This window comes from Mesorhizobium sp. M0802 (assembly GCF_040320115.1).
GTDB lineage: Bacteria > Pseudomonadota > Alphaproteobacteria > Rhizobiales > Rhizobiaceae > Mesorhizobium.
Window position 1 is genome coordinate 94,841 of the sequence record NZ_JAMYOY010000015.1, and the last position, 18,899, is coordinate 113,739.

An 18,899-nucleotide genomic window follows, 5' to 3' on the forward strand; every position below is an offset into this window, starting at 1 on the left:
GGCTACGGACGCCTAACTGATGGGTCGGCCAGCGGCCGGCCTCCTTGGCAGCCGGCGATTGCCATCCCGATGCCAACTTCAAGACCTATCACGAGGCCAAAGACAAGCTTGCCGACGAAATCAATGGCGAGGGCCGGACAGGACGCCACACGTCCAGGCAGGGCTCTCTGACGGCATTGGCGATGGCCCGTTGGCAATTCGGGGGTCCATTGTTCCCATTTCTGTTTCTCCCAAAACTGCCCGCTGCCTCACGGTGGCGAGCTTTTTCGTTATAGGGCCCTCCGCGCTGGGCAATCTGTTCCAGGAGCTTCTGTGATGCCTCTATGACGCGGCAAACCTTGGAAAAGGTTTCCGTGGCAGGACCGGGGTACGATTCTAACCAACTACCGCTGTATAGGCCACTAGCGCCCGACGATCCGGCTAATCATGTCGTCATCAGGTGCGCTGTCGGTGAATTCCCGTAGCAGCGCCTTCGCGTGGTCTACCCAATGCTCTTCAGCCAGGTTCAACTCCCGAACGGATCTCCTGAAGGTCTCGCACACCACATCGAAATCGAAGGCGTCAATGCTGTAGCCTTCCTCGTCATGGTCCATCGGCCGCCTCCCCTATGGGGGAAACTGTACGGAATCGTACGAAGCAAGTGCAAGCGCATTCAAAAGCAATTGGCTGATGCCGCCCGATCGTTCCACAATGTGTTGCTAATATGCAGCACCGACTGAATCTCCGATCAGCGGCACTTGTGGTTGGTTCCAACAGCTGCACGTTGACGGCAAGATGCCAAAGCCAACGACATGCGGGCGACGAAGATGGACAAGCGACAAAACACAAGAAATGTTGAGTTGGTCGGTCTTCTGGCCGTGCCGTTGTCAGTTCTAATCACGCTGCTGATAGCTGGAATGATCCTTTGCTGAAATTTTCAAGTGGCAAAAGGCTGGGGCGGCGGGTTTTCCCCTTTGAAAGAAGTCACCATGTCCCAATCCGTCGAACCCCCGATATTGCCAGAGGATAGCCCAGACCGTGGGGTGAACTGTGAAGTCGCATTAGAAGCCGCGTTTGCGGCCTTGGTGACTGCGTCAGAAGCGCAAGGTTGGACGCCACAGGAAACGGCCGCAACTCTTCTTAAAATCGCGACGGAGCATGCCCACCGGGTTAAGGCCGCTGCGGCCCCAGCCGGCTCCTAAGGGAGTGCCTTGACCTGGCCCGCGCGGTCGGTCGCTACCGACAGGAGTGTTGCAGCAGGTATTCCAGCAAGAGTGTTAAACCTCTTCAGTTGCTACCCGCGTCAGCCTTTTCTATGGTAGCCAGTGAGTTCTTACAGAACAAATCCTAAGCATTTCAAATGGTGCGGACGACGGGAATCGAACCCGTACGATCAGAGATCGAGGGATTTTAAGTCCCTTGCGTCTACCAATTCCGCCACGTCCGCAGGCCAGCCCTTTTCAGACGCCAGCGAAAACCCGTCAAGCCATCTTTTGCCGAGTGTCGGACTCATGAAAGGTGGTTCGTGATGGCAAAACAGTTGGTTGTTGCCAAAATCTCAGTCGCCGAGAAGGCTCAGAATTTGTAGCTGAGATTGATACCGACCGCGTTCAGCTTCACATCCTGATCGCGATCGTTGAAGGGTTCCGCCACGTCATAGTGCTCGGAGCCGAAATCGTAATAGCGATATTGCGCGCCGACGATGAATTTGTCGGTCAGCGCATAGTCAACGCCGGCGCCCAAGGTCCAGCCGATATTCGTGCGTGTGCCGGCGAACGACGCGCCCGCGACTTGCGACGTTTCGATGCCGGCAAAGGCGACGCCGCCGACGCCGTAGACCAGCACGCGGTCCATGGCGAAGCCCGCTTTGGCGTTTACAGATCCGAACCACTTGATGTCCGTGCGGAATGTGCTTCCAAGGCCTGATACCGCCGTACCGTCGACGGCGGAATAATTGAGCTCCGCCTCGGCGCCGAGCACCGCCTGATCGAACTGCCACAGGCCGGCGACATGGCCCCCGACGAAACCGCCGTCAATATCGGGCGAGATGGAAAACGGCGCGCCTTCCGTCACTGATATGTCGGACTGGCCCCAGCCGTAGCCGGCCTGCAGGCCGGCATAGTAGCCGGTCCAGTCGAAGCCTGGTTCGGTCATCGGCACCGCCATCGGGTCGGCGGCGAATGCCGGCGCGGCCAGAGCGATCAGAAATCCGGCACTGGCAATCGTCAGACACCGCATCGAGTTCTCCGAAAAGGCTGTTCAGAAGGCGCCTTGCCGGAAGGTAATCCTATTCGCCGCAAAACGGAACCCATTGTTCAACAATCGGAAGCACCCGTTGCTGCGCTGGGTGCTCTATCTTGGGGGGCGCTATTTGGCGTCGATGAAGTCCAGCGCCGCCTTGCTATATTCGTCCGGCGCCTGCAGCATGGCGAAATGGCTGGCGTTGGGCAGGATGATGAGCTTGGCGCCCGGAATGACGGAGGCCATGTATTCGGTGTGTTCGCGCTTGATCGCCTCGTCATGGTCGCCGGCAACGATCGCAGTCGGCGTGGTTATCTTGCCGAGCTGTTCCTTGGTCCAGGCCGGCTCCGACTCCCACATGTGGCTGATCTGCGCCACGAAGGCATCGTACTGGTCGGGAGTCTTCGACAGTTTCTTGTAGTCGCGTCCCGAGCGGTCGATATAGGCGGCAAAGGTCTTGTTGGTCAGCACACCCGGATCGACGCCATCGGTGGTGACGTTGGCGGCCTGCGCAAAGAGCCTTGTCAGCCGCTCCGGATGATGCAGCGCGATGTCGATGCCGATAATGCCGCCGTCGCTCCAGCCGACAAGAGCGGTCTTGTCGATCTTGAGATAGTCGAGCAGCGCAAGATAGTCCGACGCCATGAGGTCATAGCCGTAAGGCTGCTCGGTGCGGGTAGAGCGGCCATGGCCGCGGCTGTCGGCGATAATAACCTTATGCGTCTTGGACATGGTCGCCACCTGGCTTGCCCAGATGTCGCCATGGCCAAGGCCGCCATGGATCAGGAGAATCGGATCACCGGCGCCGAAAACGGCGTAGTACATCTGAATGCCGTTGACCGGCGCATATCCGCTCTGTTCAGGCTTGGGCATGGCCGCCGGTTCGGGCAAGGTCTGCCAACGTTCCTCGGCGGATGCAAAGCCGGCCGAGATCAGGAACAGGGTGACGAAGGCGAGTGCTTTCAGGAACCGGGTCATGACTTCACCTCAGGAGGTTTCGGCCTCATCACAACAAAAACCCGCCTCGCGGCGGGTCGTCGGCGCAAATCAGCACCGTCGGCAGAATAGTAGCATAAGTGCCGGCACAAGCCAAACTGAATGACCGCCGTGACGCTCGCCGGTGTGAACGGGTGCAGCGCATCCGCCGATCATCGAGCGGATTTCGTCCGTGATCGCTGGCCAAAACCTTGCCGGCTTGGCACAGTCTGGCAAACAGGAGTCTTTCATGGCCAAGCAGCCGTCGGCGACGAAACCCAAGCCCTGGACCGAGATGGCGACGCATCTGGTCGACGTCGCGACGGGGCGCAAGCCTGCCGATCTCGTCATTCGCAACGGCCGCTGGGTGAACGTGCACTCCGGCGAAATCATAGCCGGCACCGACATCGCCATATCAGGCGGCCGCTTCGCCTATTGCGGGCCGAATGCCAGCCATGCCATCGGCCAGGGCACCAAGGTGGTCGACGCCGGCGGTCGCTATCTCGTGCCCGGCCTGTGCGACGCGCACATGCATGTCGAGAGCGGCATGGTGACGGTGACCGAGTTCTGCCGCGCCGTCATCCCGCACGGCACCACCTCGATGTTCATCGATCCGCACGAGATCGCCAATGTGCTGGGTCTGCCCGGCGTGCGGCTGATGCATGACGAGGCCGTCGCCATGCCGATCAACGTCCATGTCCAGATGCCGTCCTGCGTGCCGTCCGCGCCGGGGCTGGAGCATGCCGGGGCCGAACTGACGGTCGCCGATGTCGCGGAAGCGATGACCTGGGAAAACATCATCGGGCTCGGCGAAGTGATGAATTTTCCCGGTGTCGTGGCCAACGATCCGGTGATGTCGGGCGAGATAGCCGCCACGGTGCGAGCGGGCAAGACGGTCGGCGGCCACTATGCGTCGCGCGATCTCGGCCTGCCGTTCCATGGCTATGTCGCCGGCGGGCCGGAGGACGACCATGAAGGCACGCGCGCCGAGGACGCGATCGCCCGCGTGCGCCAGGGCATGAAGGCAATGCTGCGGCTGGGCTCGGCCTGGTACGATGTTGCCTCGCAGATCAAGGCGGTGACCGAGAGCGGGCTCGACCCGCGCAACTTCATCCTGTGCACCGACGACAGCCATTCCGGCACGCTGGTGCATGAAGGCCATATGGACCGGGTGGTGCGCCACGCCATCCAACAGGGATTGAAGCCGGTGACGGCGATCCAGATGGCGACGCTGAATACCGCCCAGCATTTCAAGCTGGAGCGCGAGATCGGCTCGATCGCGCCGGGACGGCTGGCCGATCTGCTGATCGTCGCCGATCTCGCCGCCATGACCATCGACGAGGTCTATGGCCGCGGTATCAGGCTGGCCAAGGGCGGCAAGCTCGAGATCGACATCCCGGCCTATGATTACCCCAAATCGGCGAAGAACACCGTCAAGCTCGGCAAGAAGCTGAAGCCAGGCGACTTCGACATTGCGGCGCCCAAGGGCGCCAACGAGGTGCGGGTGCGGGTCATCGGCGTGATCGAAAACCAGGCGCCGACGCGGGCGCTGGAGGCCGACCTGCCGGTCGAGGACGGGCTGGTCGCCATGGACCGCCGCAACGACATCTGCCAGATCGCGCTGGTCGAGCGCCACCGCGGCACCGGCGGCGTCACCAATGCCTTCGTCTCAGGCTTCGGCTATATGGGCGACTGCGCCATTGCGTCGAGCGTCGCACATGATGCCCACCACATCATCTGCGTCGGCACCAACAAGGAAGACATGGCGCTGGCCGTCAACCGCCTGGGCGAGGTCGGTGGCGGCGTGGTGCTGTTTTCAAAGGGCAAGGAACTGGCGCTTGTCGAAATGCCGATCGCCGGGCTGATGTCGGACGAGCGCGCCGAAATCGTGGCGGCCAAGGCCGAGAAACTCACCGAAGCAATGCGCAAGATGGGCTGCTCGCTCAACAACGCCTACATGCAGCACTCGCTGCTGGCGCTGGTCGTCATTCCGGAGCTCAGGATTTCCGATGTCGGCCTGATCGACGTGACGACGTTCCAGAAGGTCGATCTTTTTATCTGAGATCAGCCCGCTGCTTGGCTCTCATCCGCCGGTGGCGATGGTCAGCACCTTGAATGGCGTGGTGATGATGATCTCGGCGACGGATCCGACTGCCTTGCCGAGGCCTCGGCCGAGATTGTCGATCTGGCCCTGCGTGGGTTCGTCCGATGCCAGGCCGGCTGGAGCGCGCAGACGGTCGCCGAGCAATTGCACAAGGAACGGGTTGTCGGCGAATTTGGCGTGGTTCAGGCGGTCGCCGCCCTTGATCTGGCTGAGGTCGGCCACAACGACGCCGTAACTGGCAATGTCGGCGGCGTTGCCGTAGTCGCCGACGCGCGGCTTGTCGCCGGATAGCAGGCTGGACAGTCTCAGAGCACGGTCGTCGGCGGAAAGCAGGATGACGAACGGCCTGTCGGGCTTGCCGTAGCGGATCATCTGCTTCTTGAAGACGTCGACATCGATATCGGGCGATGCCAGGACGACACGGCCGAGCTTGCCGTCGAGATCGCGGTCGCCGGTGATGGCGAGCTGGCGCAGCGCTTCCATCGTCACCCAGGTTCCCATCGAATGCGCGATGATGTCGATGCTCTTGACCTTTGTCTTGGCGAGCATCCTGAGCGTCGCCTCGAGGTCGTCGCGCGCGGCGTTGGCGCTGTCCTTGTCGTAGATATAGCCCGTGGTCTTGCCGCTCGAAGCCCACGAAAACAGGATCGGCGTGCCGGGATATTCGGTGTCGTGGGCGATCTGCGTCAGCCGGTAGACCCCGTCGTCGAAGCCGTTGTTGAAGCCGTGGACGAAGACCAGCGCGCGGTCGCCATTCATGGTGATGTTGGCACCGACGGCCTTGGCGAATTGCGAGGCGTCGCCATAGTGGACGACGTCGGTGGCGGTGAATTGCTTGGCCGGGTTCGAATTTGCCGAGCCCTTGGCGCGCTCGATGGCGCCGACCTGGTGGACCTTCGGCACGGTGACGTCGACGCGGGCGTAGCTGGTGGTCAGCGAGCGATCGCCATCGAACACCTGGCGTGGGTCCTTGGTCGCCTGCTTGCGGGTGGTGGCGACGAAGATTTCGTGGGTGGCCGCGATGTCGGAGGCAGGCACCGAAACCGTCGTCTTGTTCAACAGGTCATGGGTGTTGGGGCCGGCGCAGCCGGCGGCAGCGAGCGCGAACGCAAGGACCAGGACAGTCTTCCAACGCTCGTTCACGCGGGCTCCCGCTGGCGCATTGGCGCCGATTTCAATGTCGTAGAGGCAGAGACCGGCCCGGTCCAGTTGAAAGTGATCGGGCCGAGCGGCATTCGCGACCTCACGCGGCGACGGTCGCCGCAAGGCGACAGCCTTATTGTCCGAGCGCGCTGATACGGTCGGTCACCGTCTGGTCGCTGGCAAAGCCATCATCCTCGCGCAGCCGCTGGCCGATCATCTTCACCAGTTCGGGATTGTCGGCGAACTTGGTGTGGTTGAAGCTGTCGCCTCCCTTGACCTTGGAAAGGTCGACCACGGTGACGCCATAAGCGGCGAGGTCGGCGGCATCCTTGTAGTCGCCGACGCGTGGCCGCGAGCCGGCGATCAGGCCTGAGAGCCGCAGCGCCCGGTCGTCGTCGGAGAGCAGCAGGATGAACGGCTTGTCCGGCTTGCCGTAGCGGCGCATCTGGCTCTTGAAGACGTCGACGTCGATGTCGGGAGAAGCCAGCACGACATCGCCGAGCTTGCCGCCGAGATCGCGGTCGCCGGTGATGGCCATCTGGCGCAGCGTTTCCATGGTCACCCAGGTTCCGAGCGAATGGGCGACGATGTCGATGCGCCGCGCGCCGGACTGCTGCAGCATGCGCAATGTCACCTCCAGCTGATCGCGGGCGGCGCTGGCGCTTTCCTTGTCATAGACATAGTCGGTGGTTCTGGCGCCCGATGCCCAGGAAAACAGCACCGGCGTGCCGGGATAGCCGGAATCGTGGACGATCTGGGTCAGGCGGTAGACCGCGTCGTCGAAGCCGGTGTTGTAGCCATGCACGAAGACCATGACGCGGCCGCCGCGCGCGGCGATGTCGGCGTTGAGCGCGCTTGAGAATTGAGGCTGCGCATCGTAGCCGACGACCTCGGAAGCCATGAAGTATTTCGCCGGGTCGTTCGACTTGCCGCGCGAGCGGCGCTCGATCTGGCCGGTCTGGTGGACGCCGGGAACGGTGACGGTGACGCGGGCGTAGTTCAGCGTCGCCGAGCGTTCGCCGTCGAAAACTTTGTTGGGATCGTCGGATTTCTTGCGTGTGGTGGCAATGAAGATCGAGTGATTGCCCGAGATTTCGGTCACCGGCGTGGACATGACGGCGCTGCCGAGCAGTTCCTCGGTTTTGCGGCCGCCGCAGCCGGCGATCAACAGGGCAAGTGCAAGAATGCAAATCGTCTTCAAACGCACGTCAAAAATTCCACTCCGGCCAAAAGGCCCATATACCCCCGCGGCACCTCCCGGACAGTGAGAGTGCGGCAGAAGTAAGTCGTGTCCAGCCGAAATGTGGTCAGCGTCGAGCCACGGTCATCGCACTGTTGCGCGAAAGCCAGAATGGCGGCAGGAACGCAGGGATGTTGGAGAAGGGCAATACCTCGGGCTTGAGCCTGATGCCGAGCACATCGCCCATGAAGGCGCGGCGCGCCTCGATGCGGCGCCATGCCTCGGGATAACGGGCCGCGATCTCCTCGCGCAACGCCTCATCGGCAAGCGCGATACCGTCTTCGATGTTGGTGGTGAAATAGCTGGTTCCGGTCGCCGGAATGATGTCGACCTGCAGCGCCATGCCCGATTGCAGCTTGATGTCCGAGCCCGAAAACACCGGCGAATGCATCCATTCATCGATATGGACGAGATGGCCGGGATTGAGCGAGACGCCGAAGAACGGGTCGCCTATGCGGTCATGCACGGCTTTCCACAGCGCTCCGCCGGCAACGCCGATGCCGATGGTCTCGTACCAGTCGACGACGGCGGCGAAATAGGGCGCTACCAGCTGTTCGACATAGTCGCTTATCTCGCGCGGCAGTTCGGCCGCGCTCTCGACCAGGAAGCCGGCGCGGGCGTTGAGCGAGCCCTGGATGCCATAGGCCATGGTGACAGGATCGCCGCGCTTGATGATGTCGAGGCGCGGGCTAGGCAAGCCGTAGGGCGCACGCCTGCCGGCGGACAGCATCGGGTGGCAGCACAGGGGCAGGCCGTTGATCCCCATCAGCCGCGCGGCCCGCAATTCGCTCATGCCGGGCTCGATACCCCCAAGCACATTGCGCAGGCCCTGCGAGGAAAAAGTCGCGGCGAATTCGAAGGACGCCAATTGGTCTGCCTCGTTGATGGCGCGTAGGCCGTCGGATGGGTTCATCAACAGGTTGGCGGCGTTGACCACCGCGCCTCTGTCGCCGGCCAGTGTGCGCAGCGTATCGGCGATGAAGGAAGGCAGGTCGAGCGTCGTCTCGCCAAAGCCGCCATCGCCGGGGCCGAACGGCTTCCAGCCGATGGCGCCGATCTTCTGGCCGGCCTTCAGGCCGCAGGCGGCAAGCGTGTCGGATAGAGAGGCCGAGCGGTCGCGTGGCTGCGCCGGCAGCGAGAAGGTCTGGTAGAGGACGCGCTCGTAAGGCCCGTCGCAGATTTCGGCATAGCCCCAGCCCTCATTGCCGACGAGAAGCTTTGACTGGCTGCCGGGGACGATGACCAGCAACGTCTCCTCGAAACGCGGATCGTAACCACTGAGATAGGCGACATTGGCCGCGTGCTCGCGGTCGCCATAGACGGCAAAGGCGTCGAGCCCGGCCTTGGCGCCGCGCGCCAGCAGAGCCTCGATGCGTGCTTCGTAGGTCCGCCGCTGAACTAGCGGCATCACTGTTGGCTCGCCGAATTCAGGAAGGTCTACGGTCTTCAGGGCGACAGCCGAAACAGGCATGAAGATGGCTCCAATGGATTTCCTGCTGGCGCGTCAAAGCGGCCGCGCCGCATCGGTGGCTGCAAACGGCGAATTGTGCAATAGGCTTCGCCTTCGAACCATTCGATCCAGAGGTGACGGCGCCATGAACAGTTTCTCCTCCCGTGTCGCCACCGCCGCAGCCGCGATCCGCGAGATCTTTCCCGAAACGCCGCTGCAGGAAAACGACTATCTGTCGAAGAAGACGGGGGCTCGGGTGCTGTTGAAGCGCGAGGATCTTTCGCCGGTGCGCTCCTACAAGATCCGCGGCGCCTTCAACTTTTTCCGCAAGGCGCTTGCCGCCGGCAACGAGGCCGAGCTGTTCGTCTGCGCCTCGGCCGGCAACCATGCGCAGGGCTTTGCCTTCGTCTGCCGCCATTTCGGCAAGAAGGGCGTGGTCTTCATGCCGGTGACGACGCCGCAGCAAAAGATCGACAAGACGCGGCTGTTCGGCGGCGATTTCGTCGAGATCAGGCTGGTCGGCGACTTCTTCGACGACTGCTACCGCGCCGCCTTCGAATTCACCGAAAGTTCCGGCGCGCATATGGTGCCGCCCTTCGACCACAAGGATATTATCGAGGGGCAGGCGACGGTCGCCTATGAGATCGCCGACCAGATGCCAGGCGCGCGCATGCCCGACATCATCATGCTGCCGGTCGGCGGCGGTGGCCTGGCCGCGGGGGTGACGCACTATTTCGCCGATCAGCAACGTGACGCGCGCTACGTCTTTTGCGAACCGGCCGGTGCGCCGAGCCTGCATCAGAGCCTCGCCAGCGGCAAGCGCGTCCGGCTCGCCAATGTCGACAATTTCGTCGACGGCGCGGCGGTGGCCGAGATCGGCCGCGAGCCGTTGCGCCACCTCAAGGAGTTCGCCGCTCAGGCGGTGCGGCTGATCCCTGAGAACCGGCTCTGCGCCACCATGATCGAGATGCTCAACATCGAAGGTGTGGTGCTGGAGCCGGCCGGTGCCTTGGCGATCGACGCGTTGAAGGATTTTTCGCGCAAGGAAATCCGCGGCAAGACCATCGTCGCGGTGGTGTCGGGCGGCAATTTCGATTTCGAGCGGCTGCCCGACGTGAAGGAGCGGGCGCTGCGCTTCGAGGGGCTGAAGAAATACTTCATCATCCGCTTTCCGCAGCGGCCGGGCGCGCTGCGCGACTTCCTCGAACTGCTCGGTCCCGACGATGATATCGCCCGCTTCGAATATCTGAAGAAATCGGCACGCAATTTCGGCTCTGTGCTAATCGGCATCGAAACCAGGGACCGGCGTAACTTCGATCTGCTGAGGGCAAATTTCGAGGCCGAGGGCGTGCACTATCAGGACATCACCGACAACGAGACCCTGGCCGGGTTCATCATATGAGCGGTACAGCCTGCCACCCGAAGCTCGAAGAGCGAAGGGTGGTCTTCGTCGCGCTGTTTTCCGGCATCAACGTCGGCGGCAACCGCATCGTCAAGATGGCGGAGTTGCGAGCGTTTTTCGAAGAGTTCGGTTTCTCGGACGTCGCCAGCTATGTACAGAGCGGCAATGTCGTGTTCCGGGCCAGGAAGGGCGACGCCGCCACGCTGACGAAACAGATCGAAGCCGCTTTCGAGAAGAAATGGGGCTTTCATTCGCGCATCATGGTGCGCGATCTCTCCTGGTTCGAACGGTTGGTGAAGGAGAATCCGTATCCGGAAGTCGCCGGCGATCCGACCAAGCTGCACGCCTACACGCTGGAGCGCCAGCCGACGGCGGACGAGATCGCCAAGCTTGCCGAAAAATGCACCGGCCCGGAAAGCTTTGAGGTCAAGGGCGACGTGCTTTACCTCAAGGCGCCGGACGGGCTCGGCAAATCGGTGTTCGCCGGGCTGATCCCGCGCATGCTGAAAGTGCCGGGCACCGCGCGCAACTGGCGGTCGGTGCTGGCGCTGCTGGAGATGGCCGGCAAAGCCGGTGCAAAATAACGCTATGCCGCCGGTGCCTGCTTCCACTCGAAAGTCAGCTCCTCGCGGAAGGCAAAGCGCTTGATGTGATCGGCAACGACGCTCTCCATGCGCTCCAGCGATCCGCTTTCATCCGTCGACACCGTGATATGCAGCGCTGCCGCATCGGCATCGAGAACCGTGCGGCCGAGCGACAGATCGATGGTGCCGTGGTTCAGATCGAACTCGACGGGAAATTTGTGCGCCCAGTGCTTGCACAACTGCTGCAAATAGCGGCTGGCATACGCGGTGGAGACATCGGCACGGCTGGTCGGCATAAATGAATTCTCCTGGGTGAGGCACTGGCTTTGCTTGGCTGGCGCGACAGGCAGGTAAATAGGTGCCGTTGCTCGAAATGGCAAAGGCGGCCGGCTTGTCGGCGCGGCCGCCTCGCTCAAGATGGCGTGATCGCTACCAGGTGCCGGTGTTCGGCATCGATGCCCACGGCTCAGCCTTGGGCTTGGCCGGGCCCTTCTGCAGCAGTTCGAAGGAGATGCCGTCCGGCGACTTGACGAAGGCCATGTTGCCGTCGCGCGGCGGCCGGTTGATGATGACGCCATTGTCCATCAGATGCTGACAGGTGGCGTAGATGTCGTCGACCTCATAGGCGAGGTGGCCAAAATTGCGTCCGCCCTTATACTCCTCCGGGTCCCAATTGTAGGTCAGTTCGATCAGCGGCGCCTTCTCAGTGATGCCGCTTTCTACATCCTCGGAGGCGGCGAGGAAGATCAGCGTGAAGCGGCCCTGCTCGTTTTCGTAGCGGCGCACTTCCTTAAGGCCGAGCTTGTTGCAGTAGAAATCGAGCGAGACATCGACGTCGGCGACACGGACCATTGTGTGGAGGTAGCGCATGGGATTTCCTCGGGGATGTTTGGGTTGCGAGGCAACATAAGGTCCACCCCGCCGAAGGGCAACGAGCATCGACTGAAAGTGGTCACCGGTTTTGGAAAAATCAGATTGCTCTGACAAAAGCGACGGACACAAGTGGTTGCCGATTTCGGCGAAATCCCTTGCAAATTGCCGACCGGTTGACCGCCTTGATGGATCGTCATTGCTGTCGGCAGCGACGCCGGCAAACAACAAGTCAGCTATTCCTGTATTCAACCGTGAAAAAAGGCACGGCAGGTCTTGCACACCCCGGAAGCGGCGGTGTTAATCTAATGTCAAGAATCACTTGCGGTTTTCTTGAAAAAAAGGGGGCGTTCTTATGGGGGATAAGGCCTCTTTCACGAGGCGGGATGAGAACCTTGACGACGCCCTGAAGAGTGACAGTGGCGGCGATAGCGCCGACCTTGTCGAAATCGCCGGCGCCATCAAATGGTTCGACGTGGCCAAGGGCTACGGTTTCATACTTCCCGATGACGGTTCTTCGGGCGACATCCTCCTCCATGTCACCTGCCTTCGAAAGGACGGTTTTCAGACTGCATTGGAGGGCGCGCGTGTCGTGTGCCTTGTCAAGCACGGCGACCGTGGTTTGCAGGCGTTCCGGGTGCTGTCCATGGACACCACTACGGCGATCCATCCGGCCGAGATGCAGGAACAGCGCACCCATGTGGCGGTGACGCCGGAAAGCGGGCTCGAGCGGGCGCTGGTCAAGTGGTTCAACCGCACCAAGGGCTTCGGCTTTCTGACGCGCGGCGAGGGCACCGAGGATATCTTCGTCCATATGGAGACGCTACGCCGCTATGGCATCACCGAGCTCAGGCCCGGACAGGTCGTGCTGGTGCGTTTCGGACGCGGTGACAAGGGCCTCATGGCTGCCGAGATTCACCCTGATATGGGCACCTTGCCGGTCGCGCATTAGGACGCGAGCCTTCCTGAGGAAGTCAGGACGGCGTTTTTCTTGGTTTCACCACGATCTTATCCGAATACCTGAGACCACTTTTAGGGATCATGGTCTTTGGTCGAGGATTTCCAATGGCGTACAGGAACTGGCTGACAGCGGGCGCGCTCTGCGTCATCGTTGCGGGAGCCGCAGGCGCTTACTTCTATTCCGGGCAGCCGACCGCATCCCAGCAGACGATCGCCGGCGGTCAGGCGATGATCCTTCCCGTCGATCCGACACCCTTGGTCGTGGCGACGAAAGGGGGCGATAAATCCTTTTCGATCGAAGTCGCCGACACCGACTCGGAACGCGAGGCCGGCCTGATGTATCGCCAGGATATGGCCGACAATCATGGCATGCTGTTCGTCTTCGAGATGCAGAAGCAGGTCGGCTTCTGGATGCACAACACGCCGATGCCGCTCGACCTGATCTTTGTTGGACAGGACGGCAAGGTCCGGGCGGTCAAGCACGGCACTCCATTGTCCGATGCAGTCATCTCGCCGGGTGTGCCAGTGCGCTTCGTGCTGGAGCTCAAGGCCGGCACCGCCGCCAAAAACGGCATCGACCATGGCGATCTGCTGCGCCATCCGGCCGTCGGCACGGTGTCCGGCCCCGGCATGCCGCCATCGGACAAGGGCAACGCGCCCACGCCCGGCGCCGGCTGAGCCGCTCCCGATGCAATTCTTCTCCCATGACGGGTTCGACTTCGCCTTCCTCGACCGCCGGCCGGCGTCGGGGGCGGGCGATCCGGTGCTGATGATCCACGGCTTTGCCTCCAGCCACTATGTCAACTGGGTATCGCCCGGCTGGTTCAAGACGCTGAACGATGCCGGCTATCGCGCCATCGCCTTCGACAATCGCGGCCACGGCTCGTCGTCGAAAAGCTATGACGAGGCCGACTACACCCCGGCCAAAATGGCTTCGGACGCGGCGGCCCTGCTCGACCATCTCGGCATCGGCCGCGCGCATGTCATGGGCTATTCGATGGGCGCGCGCATCGCGGCGTTCCTGGCGCTGTCCGATCCCGACAAGGTGGCGACGCTGGTCTTCGGCGGCCTCGGCATCGGCATGGTCGACGGCGTCGGCGACTGGGATCCGATCGCCGAGGCGCTGCTGGCCGACGATCCGGCCGCCACCAGCCATCCGCGCGGTCGCTCCTTTCGCGCCTTTGCCGATCAGACGCGCAGCGACCGCCGGGCATTGGCTGCCTGCATCGCCACGTCGCGCGAACTGCTCAGCGAACACGACATGACGCGCATCGCCCAACCGACGCTGATTGCGGTCGGGACGACAGACGATATCGGCGGCTCGCCCGACGAGCTCGCCGCGCTGATGCCGAACGCCAAGTCATTTCACATAGACGGCCGCGACCATATGCTGGCTGTGGGCGACAAGACCTTCAAGCAGCGGGTTTTGGAGTTTTATGCCGAAAATCCGCTTTAACCGGTAAGCGATTTTCGGGCGATATGGATTGGGCGGCCGGCGAGGGGTGGCAAACAATGGCACAATGGGGAAGAAGCGCCGACGCTCTGCCGGGCGCCGTCGTGACAAGCAAGTTCGGCAAGCGTTCCGTCATCCTGGCGCTGCTCGCCTTCGGTGCCGGTGTGATGGCGCTGACCACAATGGTGGCGCTTCCGACCCACGCATCCGAGCGTGCCCAGAACATCGCCACGGGTTTCTTCATGGCGGTTTTCCTGCTGGCAGGGCCGTTGGCGCATATTGCCGGATTGATTTTCGGACTGATGGCGCTGGTGCGTTCGAACGATAGCCGCGTGCTTGGGGTCGTCGGCATCCTGCTCAACGGCGGCTCCCTGGCGGTTGGCTTCCTGCTGCTTGTGGCAATGGCATCGACGATAGGCGCTTTCACCTGATCGGGGACGAGTAATGGCCGGATGGGGAAGAAGCACGATAGCAATGCCCGGCGTGGTGGGGCGGAGCAGCTTGGGCAAACGCTCGGTGATCCTGGCCCTGCTGGCGTTCGCAATGGATTTTGCGGCGGTGGTCACGCTGGCGTTGATGCCAGGCGAGGCGTCGCTGGCCGCTCAAAACGTCCTCGGCGGGGTTTTTCTGGTGGTGTTTCTCGTTGCGGCGCCGCTGGCGCACATCACCGGCGTGGTTTTTGGCTTGATGGCACTGGGACGTTCAAACGACAATCATGTCCTCGGCATCATGGGTATCCTCCTCAACGGGCTGTCGTTGGTGATCGGCCTGTTCTTTGTTTGGGCGGCGACCAAATCCGTTGGCGCCTTCAGGTGATCGATCTTCGTCTGGCTTGCAGCCGGAGGCGGTGCCGCTTTGGTTGACCTTCTCGTCACCTATATGGACATGCGCCCGCGCGATTGGCGCCTGCACGCGTCAGCCCTGCAGCAGCGACCACGGTGGCGCTGGAAAGGCTGGACAGCGCCGCTTACATCGACCTCTACCGCGCTGTCGGCGAGCCGGTGCAGTGGGACCAGCGGCTGCGCATGCCGGCGGAAGACCTCGAGCGCCTGCTGGCGCTGCCCTCGACACATATCCATGTGCTGCGCGTCGAGGGCGAGGCCGCTGGTCTGTGCGAATTCAACGGCGTCGGCCAGCCTGAGGTCGAGCTGGTTCATTTCGGGCTGGTTCCCGCCTTCCAGGGTCGCAGGCTCGGCCCGTTCCTGCTCGACCAGGCGCTTCGCGCCGTCTGGTCGCGGGCGCCGCAAAGGGTCTGGCTTCATACCGACACATACGACCATCCGGCCGCGCAATCGGTCTACAGGCGCGCCGGTTTCAAAGCCTATGCGCAGCGCATGGAGACATTTCCGGATTAGGATTTGAGCGTTTCTAGAGACCGCGCCAGGTTTTGCCTGGCCTGGGGCTCGAACCTGTGGCGGAATTCCTGCGTGTTAAAAATATGCTGGCGCGCGAGGAAAGTCTTGAGAATCGCGCCGCGGCCGGTGCGCCACATAGGCTCCTCGACCCAGCCATATTCGCGTCGGACCGCTTGTTCATAGGCGTCGAAAGCGTCGGCTGACGCACCCAGTATCGCCAGGTCCATGTCGAGGAAAAGCGCTGCGTCGCGGAGGGCGTTCTCATCGGCAAGGCCCCGTGGTTGAAGGCTGGGCAGTTCATGCGTGGCAGTGGCGACGATCATCGCCGCGATGCGGCCGAGGCGCTCCGGATCGGTGCGGGCGGCAAGTTTGTCCTGCGCAAGTGCTGCACTCCTGGCCTCGTTGTCCTTGGCGCGGCTGTCATATATGGCGTCATGGAACCAGATTGCGGCTTCGACGGCGCCGGAATCATGCAGCGATGCTCGATATTCGTCCGCCAGCGCCAGCAACGCCTCGATATGGGCGAGGTTGTGATAGTGGCGATCCGGAGCTTGATAGAGCGCGGAGAGCGCGCGTTTCAGCGGAGCGTCGATCAAGGGTTCGTTTTCCATGGCGGCTTGAATTTCCGTGAACCAAATCCATTTCACCGAGCACTAAGGAAAATTGAGTTCAATCGTGCTATGATCTGGCTTATATGTGCCGCCGGAGAATAGGCAAGCGGCCAGGACGCAGGACAAGACGTCGATGAACAGCATCAGCATTTCCCGCCCCACAATGGTCCAGCCGGTCGATCCGATCTGGCGTTCGGTCCGCGACGAGGCGATGGAAGCGGTCAACCGCGACCCGCTTCTGGCGGCGTTCCTCTATTCGACCATCCTCAACCAGGAGAGCCTGGAGGAAGCTGTCATCCATCGGCTCGCCGAGCGGCTCGCGCATCAGGACATCGGCTCCGACCTCATCCGCCAGACGTTCAAGTCGATGCTGGCCGACGACAAGGAATGGTCGTCGATCGTGCGTGTCGACATCCAGGCCTATTACGACCGCGACCCGGCTTGCGACCGCTTCATCATGCCGGTGCTCTATTTCAAGGGTTTCCACGCCATCCAGACGCATAGGCTGGCCCATTGGCTGTGGAATCAGGGCCGCAAGGATTTCGCCCTCTATCTGCAGAGCCGCTCGTCTTCGGTGTTCCAGACCGACATCAACCCGGCCGCCCGCATCGGCAAGGGCATCTTCATCGACCACGCCACCGGCCTCGTCGTCGGCGAGACGGCGGTGATCGAGGACGATGTGTCGATCCTGCACGGCGTGACGCTGGGCGGCACGGGCAAGGCCGGCGGCGACCGCCACCCCAAGATCCGTTACGGCGTACTGATCGGCGCCGGCGCCAAGATTCTCGGCAATATCGAGATCGGCCATTGCTCGAAGATCGCGGCAGGCTCGGTCGTGCTGTCGCCGGTGCCGCACAACAAGACGGTTGCCGGCGTACCGGCCCGCGTCGTCGGCGAGACCGGCTGCGACCAGCCTTCGCGCCAGATGGACCAGCTTTTGCCGTCGCAATCGATGGACCAGGTCGTCAGCTTCGACATCTGATTTGCAACACCCGGCGCGCCGGACTGAAGTCCGGTTGCCGGCGCCGTTGCCTCTGAAGCATGATGCCGAAAAGTGTGAGGCGGTTTTCGGACGACATCATGCTCTACCTCCTTGATTTAGAGGCGGATTTGGATTCGACCTGAAATCATCCGGCCCCAGGGTTCGCGTTCTATCCAGCCGGCTTGCCTTTACATCGCCATTGTCGACGTGCCAGAAGCGCGTTCCAACGAGCAAGCCCGACGATCGGAGAAGACTTTTGAAGCCGGACGAAATCAGAAAGCTGGACGCCTATTTCAAGCGCGTCTTCCAGAATCCCAAACTCGAGGTGAAGGCGCGGCCGCGCAAGGAAGATTCGGCCGAGGTCTATGTCGGCGACGAGTTCCTCGGCATCGTCTTCAAGGACGAGGACGACGGCGACTATAATTTCTCGATGGCGATCCTCGACATCGATCTGGCCTGAGCCCAGACGGCTACGGACTTCGGCGATTGGCGGCAGCCAGCTGCGCCATCGTCATCCCGGGGAGAAGCAGCCGCACAGCGGCGTCGCTGAGACCCTGGGATATATTCCAGGCCTCGGCTCAGGAATGTGGCGGTCCAGAACTGCCTCTGCTGCTTCCCAACAGTAATTCTGCACCGCTTCGCTGCCTTAAGGGCATGGAACGGATCCTCGGGTCCGCGCGGCTTCGCGCCCATGTATGACAAAAGCAGAGGGCCGCTACCGTGCGGTCTTTAAGACGCGCGTGGCCTCGGCGACGATAGCGGCGTCAAGCGCTGGCCAGTTGCCCAGCAACTCCCGGGGAAAGCGGTAGGTCAGGCTGAGGCTGTCGCCGACCTGGATGTCGCGCTCGCAGGGCGCCAGCGATTCCTCGGCGCTCGGTCCGCTCAGGCAGCGGGCGACGAACGGGTCCTTGCCGGCCCGGTCGGCGACCGCAAGCACCTCGTTGAGATAGCCTGATTTTTCGCTAAAGCCGTAAATCGTCGTGCCGCCGGGGCCGGGCGCGCCGGGCTGGCTGATCAGCGCGCTATAGATCGGCGCGAAACGGCCGCTCATGTCGCGCGACATCATCTGCGGTTCGAACGACAGGAAGATGATGTTCTTGGCCGTGCCCGTGTGGTTGAAATCGTCGCGTGCGGCTTCGCTGTAGCCGTCCATCTGGGGATAGCGCAGATAAAGGTCGAGGCGCGAAGCGATGCCGTCGCGCCGCGCCTGCAGGAAGCGGATGGCGTTGGCCGGCACGGCAATGACATTGTTGCCGATCACCACCTTGTGGACTGTGGTGTCGTCGGTGTAGCCGGCCATGGAGATCGAGCGGCCGAACCATTTTCCGCCAAGGCTGATCGCCAGCGACAGCAGCGCCAGTGCGGCAAAGGCATAGAACACCCGCTTCATCAGCACGGAATCGACGACGTTGAATTCTTCGGCGGTCGCTGCCTGCTTCATCGCAAACCCCATAGTCGCCGCCGTCTGTCCCTGGGCTGCACACATGCCGCGGCACGGCTCTTGCTGCGCTGGACGCGACTGTGCGATCTCATGGTAAACGGAAGGTAAA

Annotated in this window: 21 protein-coding genes and 1 tRNA gene; 11 read left to right on the forward strand and 11 right to left on the reverse strand. The window is 62.2% G+C overall.

Features of this window, described 5'->3' with window-relative positions; genetic code table 11:
* Window positions 1-401 precede the first annotated feature (401 nt).
* The 4 genes from NKI10_RS20800 to NKI10_RS20815 all read right to left on the reverse strand — a co-directional run bounded on the left by NKI10_RS20800 (window position 402) and on the right by NKI10_RS20815 (window position 3,198).
* Window positions 402-593 carry a hypothetical protein gene (locus NKI10_RS20800; protein ID WP_023667524.1) on the reverse strand — a complete coding sequence of 64 codons (192 nt, stop codon included), beginning with the start codon at window positions 591-593 and terminating at the stop codon, window positions 402-404.
* Between the two features lie 747 nt (window positions 594-1,340).
* Window positions 1,341-1,426 (reverse strand) — tRNA-Leu (locus NKI10_RS20805).
* A 128-nt stretch (window positions 1,427-1,554) separates the two neighbouring features.
* The gene (locus NKI10_RS20810) at window positions 1,555-2,217 is read right to left on the reverse strand and encodes an outer membrane protein (protein WP_023702493.1); all 663 of its coding nucleotides are present in this window, start codon (window positions 2,215-2,217) and stop codon (window positions 1,555-1,557) included.
* A 129-nt stretch (window positions 2,218-2,346) separates the two neighbouring features.
* On the reverse strand, window positions 2,347-3,198 hold the full coding sequence (locus NKI10_RS20815; protein ID WP_023702492.1) for an alpha/beta fold hydrolase: 852 nt from the start codon (window positions 3,196-3,198) through the stop codon (window positions 2,347-2,349).
* A gap of 247 nt (window positions 3,199-3,445) precedes the next feature.
* Between NKI10_RS20815 and ade the strand changes: the two genes are divergently transcribed.
* Window positions 3,446-5,257, forward strand: a complete 1,812-nt coding sequence (gene ade, locus NKI10_RS20820) for an adenine deaminase (protein ID WP_023751503.1) — start codon at window positions 3,446-3,448, stop codon at window positions 5,255-5,257.
* A gap of 21 nt (window positions 5,258-5,278) precedes the next feature.
* Here ade and NKI10_RS20825 read toward each other — a convergent pair whose 3' ends face one another.
* The 3 genes from NKI10_RS20825 to NKI10_RS20835 all read right to left on the reverse strand — a co-directional run bounded on the left by NKI10_RS20825 (window position 5,279) and on the right by NKI10_RS20835 (window position 9,153).
* Entirely contained in the window at window positions 5,279-6,442 is a 1,164-nt protein-coding gene (locus NKI10_RS20825; RefSeq protein ID WP_023734424.1) for an alpha/beta hydrolase, read from the reverse strand.
* A 133-nt stretch (window positions 6,443-6,575) separates the two neighbouring features.
* On the reverse strand, window positions 6,576-7,649 hold the full coding sequence (locus NKI10_RS20830) for an alpha/beta hydrolase (RefSeq protein WP_023691199.1): 1,074 nt from the start codon (window positions 7,647-7,649) through the stop codon (window positions 6,576-6,578).
* 100 nt (window positions 7,650-7,749) lie between these two features.
* Window positions 7,750-9,153 (reverse strand): aminopeptidase P family N-terminal domain-containing protein, encoded by a 1,404-nt coding sequence (locus NKI10_RS20835; protein ID WP_352670468.1) that lies wholly within the window; start codon window positions 9,151-9,153, stop codon window positions 7,750-7,752.
* Window positions 9,154-9,277: 124 nt separating this feature from the next.
* On the opposite strand from NKI10_RS20835, the gene ilvA reads away from it, so the two are divergent.
* Together ilvA and NKI10_RS20845 are read left to right on the forward strand one after the other, a co-directional pair.
* Entirely contained in the window at window positions 9,278-10,534 is a 1,257-nt protein-coding gene (gene ilvA / locus NKI10_RS20840; RefSeq protein ID WP_023735350.1) for a threonine ammonia-lyase IlvA, read from the forward strand.
* On the forward strand, window positions 10,531-11,118 hold the full coding sequence (locus NKI10_RS20845) for a DUF1697 domain-containing protein (protein WP_050591491.1): 588 nt from the start codon (window positions 10,531-10,533) through the stop codon (window positions 11,116-11,118). The genes ilvA and NKI10_RS20845 overlap by 4 nt, the downstream gene beginning before the upstream one ends.
* Before the next feature lie 2 nt (window positions 11,119-11,120).
* On the opposite strand, the gene NKI10_RS20850 is transcribed toward NKI10_RS20845, so the two are convergent.
* Entirely contained in the window at window positions 11,121-11,414 is a 294-nt protein-coding gene (locus NKI10_RS20850; protein ID WP_023735352.1) for a DUF2218 domain-containing protein, read from the reverse strand.
* A gap of 133 nt (window positions 11,415-11,547) precedes the next feature.
* Window positions 11,548-11,988, reverse strand: coding sequence for a VOC family protein (locus tag NKI10_RS20855; RefSeq protein WP_023667513.1), 441 nt, complete (start codon window positions 11,986-11,988; stop codon window positions 11,548-11,550).
* A 355-nt stretch (window positions 11,989-12,343) separates the two neighbouring features.
* Between NKI10_RS20855 and NKI10_RS20860 the strand changes: the two genes are divergently transcribed.
* The 6 genes from NKI10_RS20860 (at window position 12,344) to NKI10_RS20885 (ending at window position 15,756) form a co-directional block, all read left to right on the forward strand.
* Window positions 12,344-12,940: a cold-shock protein gene (locus NKI10_RS20860; RefSeq protein WP_031244492.1), complete on the forward strand. Its 597-nt coding sequence runs from the start codon at window positions 12,344-12,346 to the stop codon at window positions 12,938-12,940.
* A 113-nt stretch (window positions 12,941-13,053) separates the two neighbouring features.
* Entirely contained in the window at window positions 13,054-13,626 is a 573-nt protein-coding gene (locus NKI10_RS20865; protein ID WP_023735353.1) for a DUF192 domain-containing protein, read from the forward strand.
* A 10-nt stretch (window positions 13,627-13,636) separates the two neighbouring features.
* Complete coding sequence (locus NKI10_RS20870) at window positions 13,637-14,404, forward strand: alpha/beta fold hydrolase (protein ID WP_023735354.1); 768 nt, start codon at window positions 13,637-13,639, stop codon at window positions 14,402-14,404.
* A gap of 56 nt (window positions 14,405-14,460) precedes the next feature.
* The gene (locus tag NKI10_RS20875; RefSeq protein WP_023741428.1) at window positions 14,461-14,832 is read left to right on the forward strand and encodes a hypothetical protein; all 372 of its coding nucleotides are present in this window, start codon (window positions 14,461-14,463) and stop codon (window positions 14,830-14,832) included.
* 70 nt (window positions 14,833-14,902) lie between these two features.
* Window positions 14,903-15,217: a hypothetical protein gene (locus NKI10_RS20880; RefSeq protein ID WP_023744842.1), complete on the forward strand. Its 315-nt coding sequence runs from the start codon at window positions 14,903-14,905 to the stop codon at window positions 15,215-15,217.
* Between the two features lie 83 nt (window positions 15,218-15,300).
* Window positions 15,301-15,756: a GNAT family N-acetyltransferase gene (locus tag NKI10_RS20885; RefSeq protein WP_352861747.1), complete on the forward strand. Its 456-nt coding sequence runs from the start codon at window positions 15,301-15,303 to the stop codon at window positions 15,754-15,756.
* On the opposite strand, the gene NKI10_RS20890 is transcribed toward NKI10_RS20885, so the two are convergent.
* Window positions 15,753-16,367: an HD domain-containing protein gene (locus NKI10_RS20890; protein WP_352769924.1), complete on the reverse strand. Its 615-nt coding sequence runs from the start codon at window positions 16,365-16,367 to the stop codon at window positions 15,753-15,755. The two genes, NKI10_RS20885 and NKI10_RS20890, sit on opposite strands and share 4 nt — an antisense overlap.
* Window positions 16,368-16,500: 133 nt before the next feature.
* On the opposite strand from NKI10_RS20890, the gene cysE reads away from it, so the two are divergent.
* The gene (gene cysE, locus NKI10_RS20895; RefSeq protein WP_023667506.1) at window positions 16,501-17,349 is read left to right on the forward strand and encodes a serine O-acetyltransferase; all 849 of its coding nucleotides are present in this window, start codon (window positions 16,501-16,503) and stop codon (window positions 17,347-17,349) included.
* Window positions 17,350-17,605: 256 nt separating this feature from the next.
* Complete coding sequence (locus NKI10_RS20900; protein ID WP_006200852.1) at window positions 17,606-17,809, forward strand: DUF3126 family protein; 204 nt, start codon at window positions 17,606-17,608, stop codon at window positions 17,807-17,809.
* 255 nt (window positions 17,810-18,064) lie between these two features.
* Here NKI10_RS20900 and NKI10_RS20905 read toward each other — a convergent pair whose 3' ends face one another.
* A complete protein-coding gene (locus NKI10_RS20905) occupies window positions 18,065-18,790 on the reverse strand; it encodes a hypothetical protein (RefSeq protein WP_352861750.1) in 726 nt (241 codons plus the stop codon).
* Window positions 18,791-18,899 lie beyond the last annotated feature (109 nt).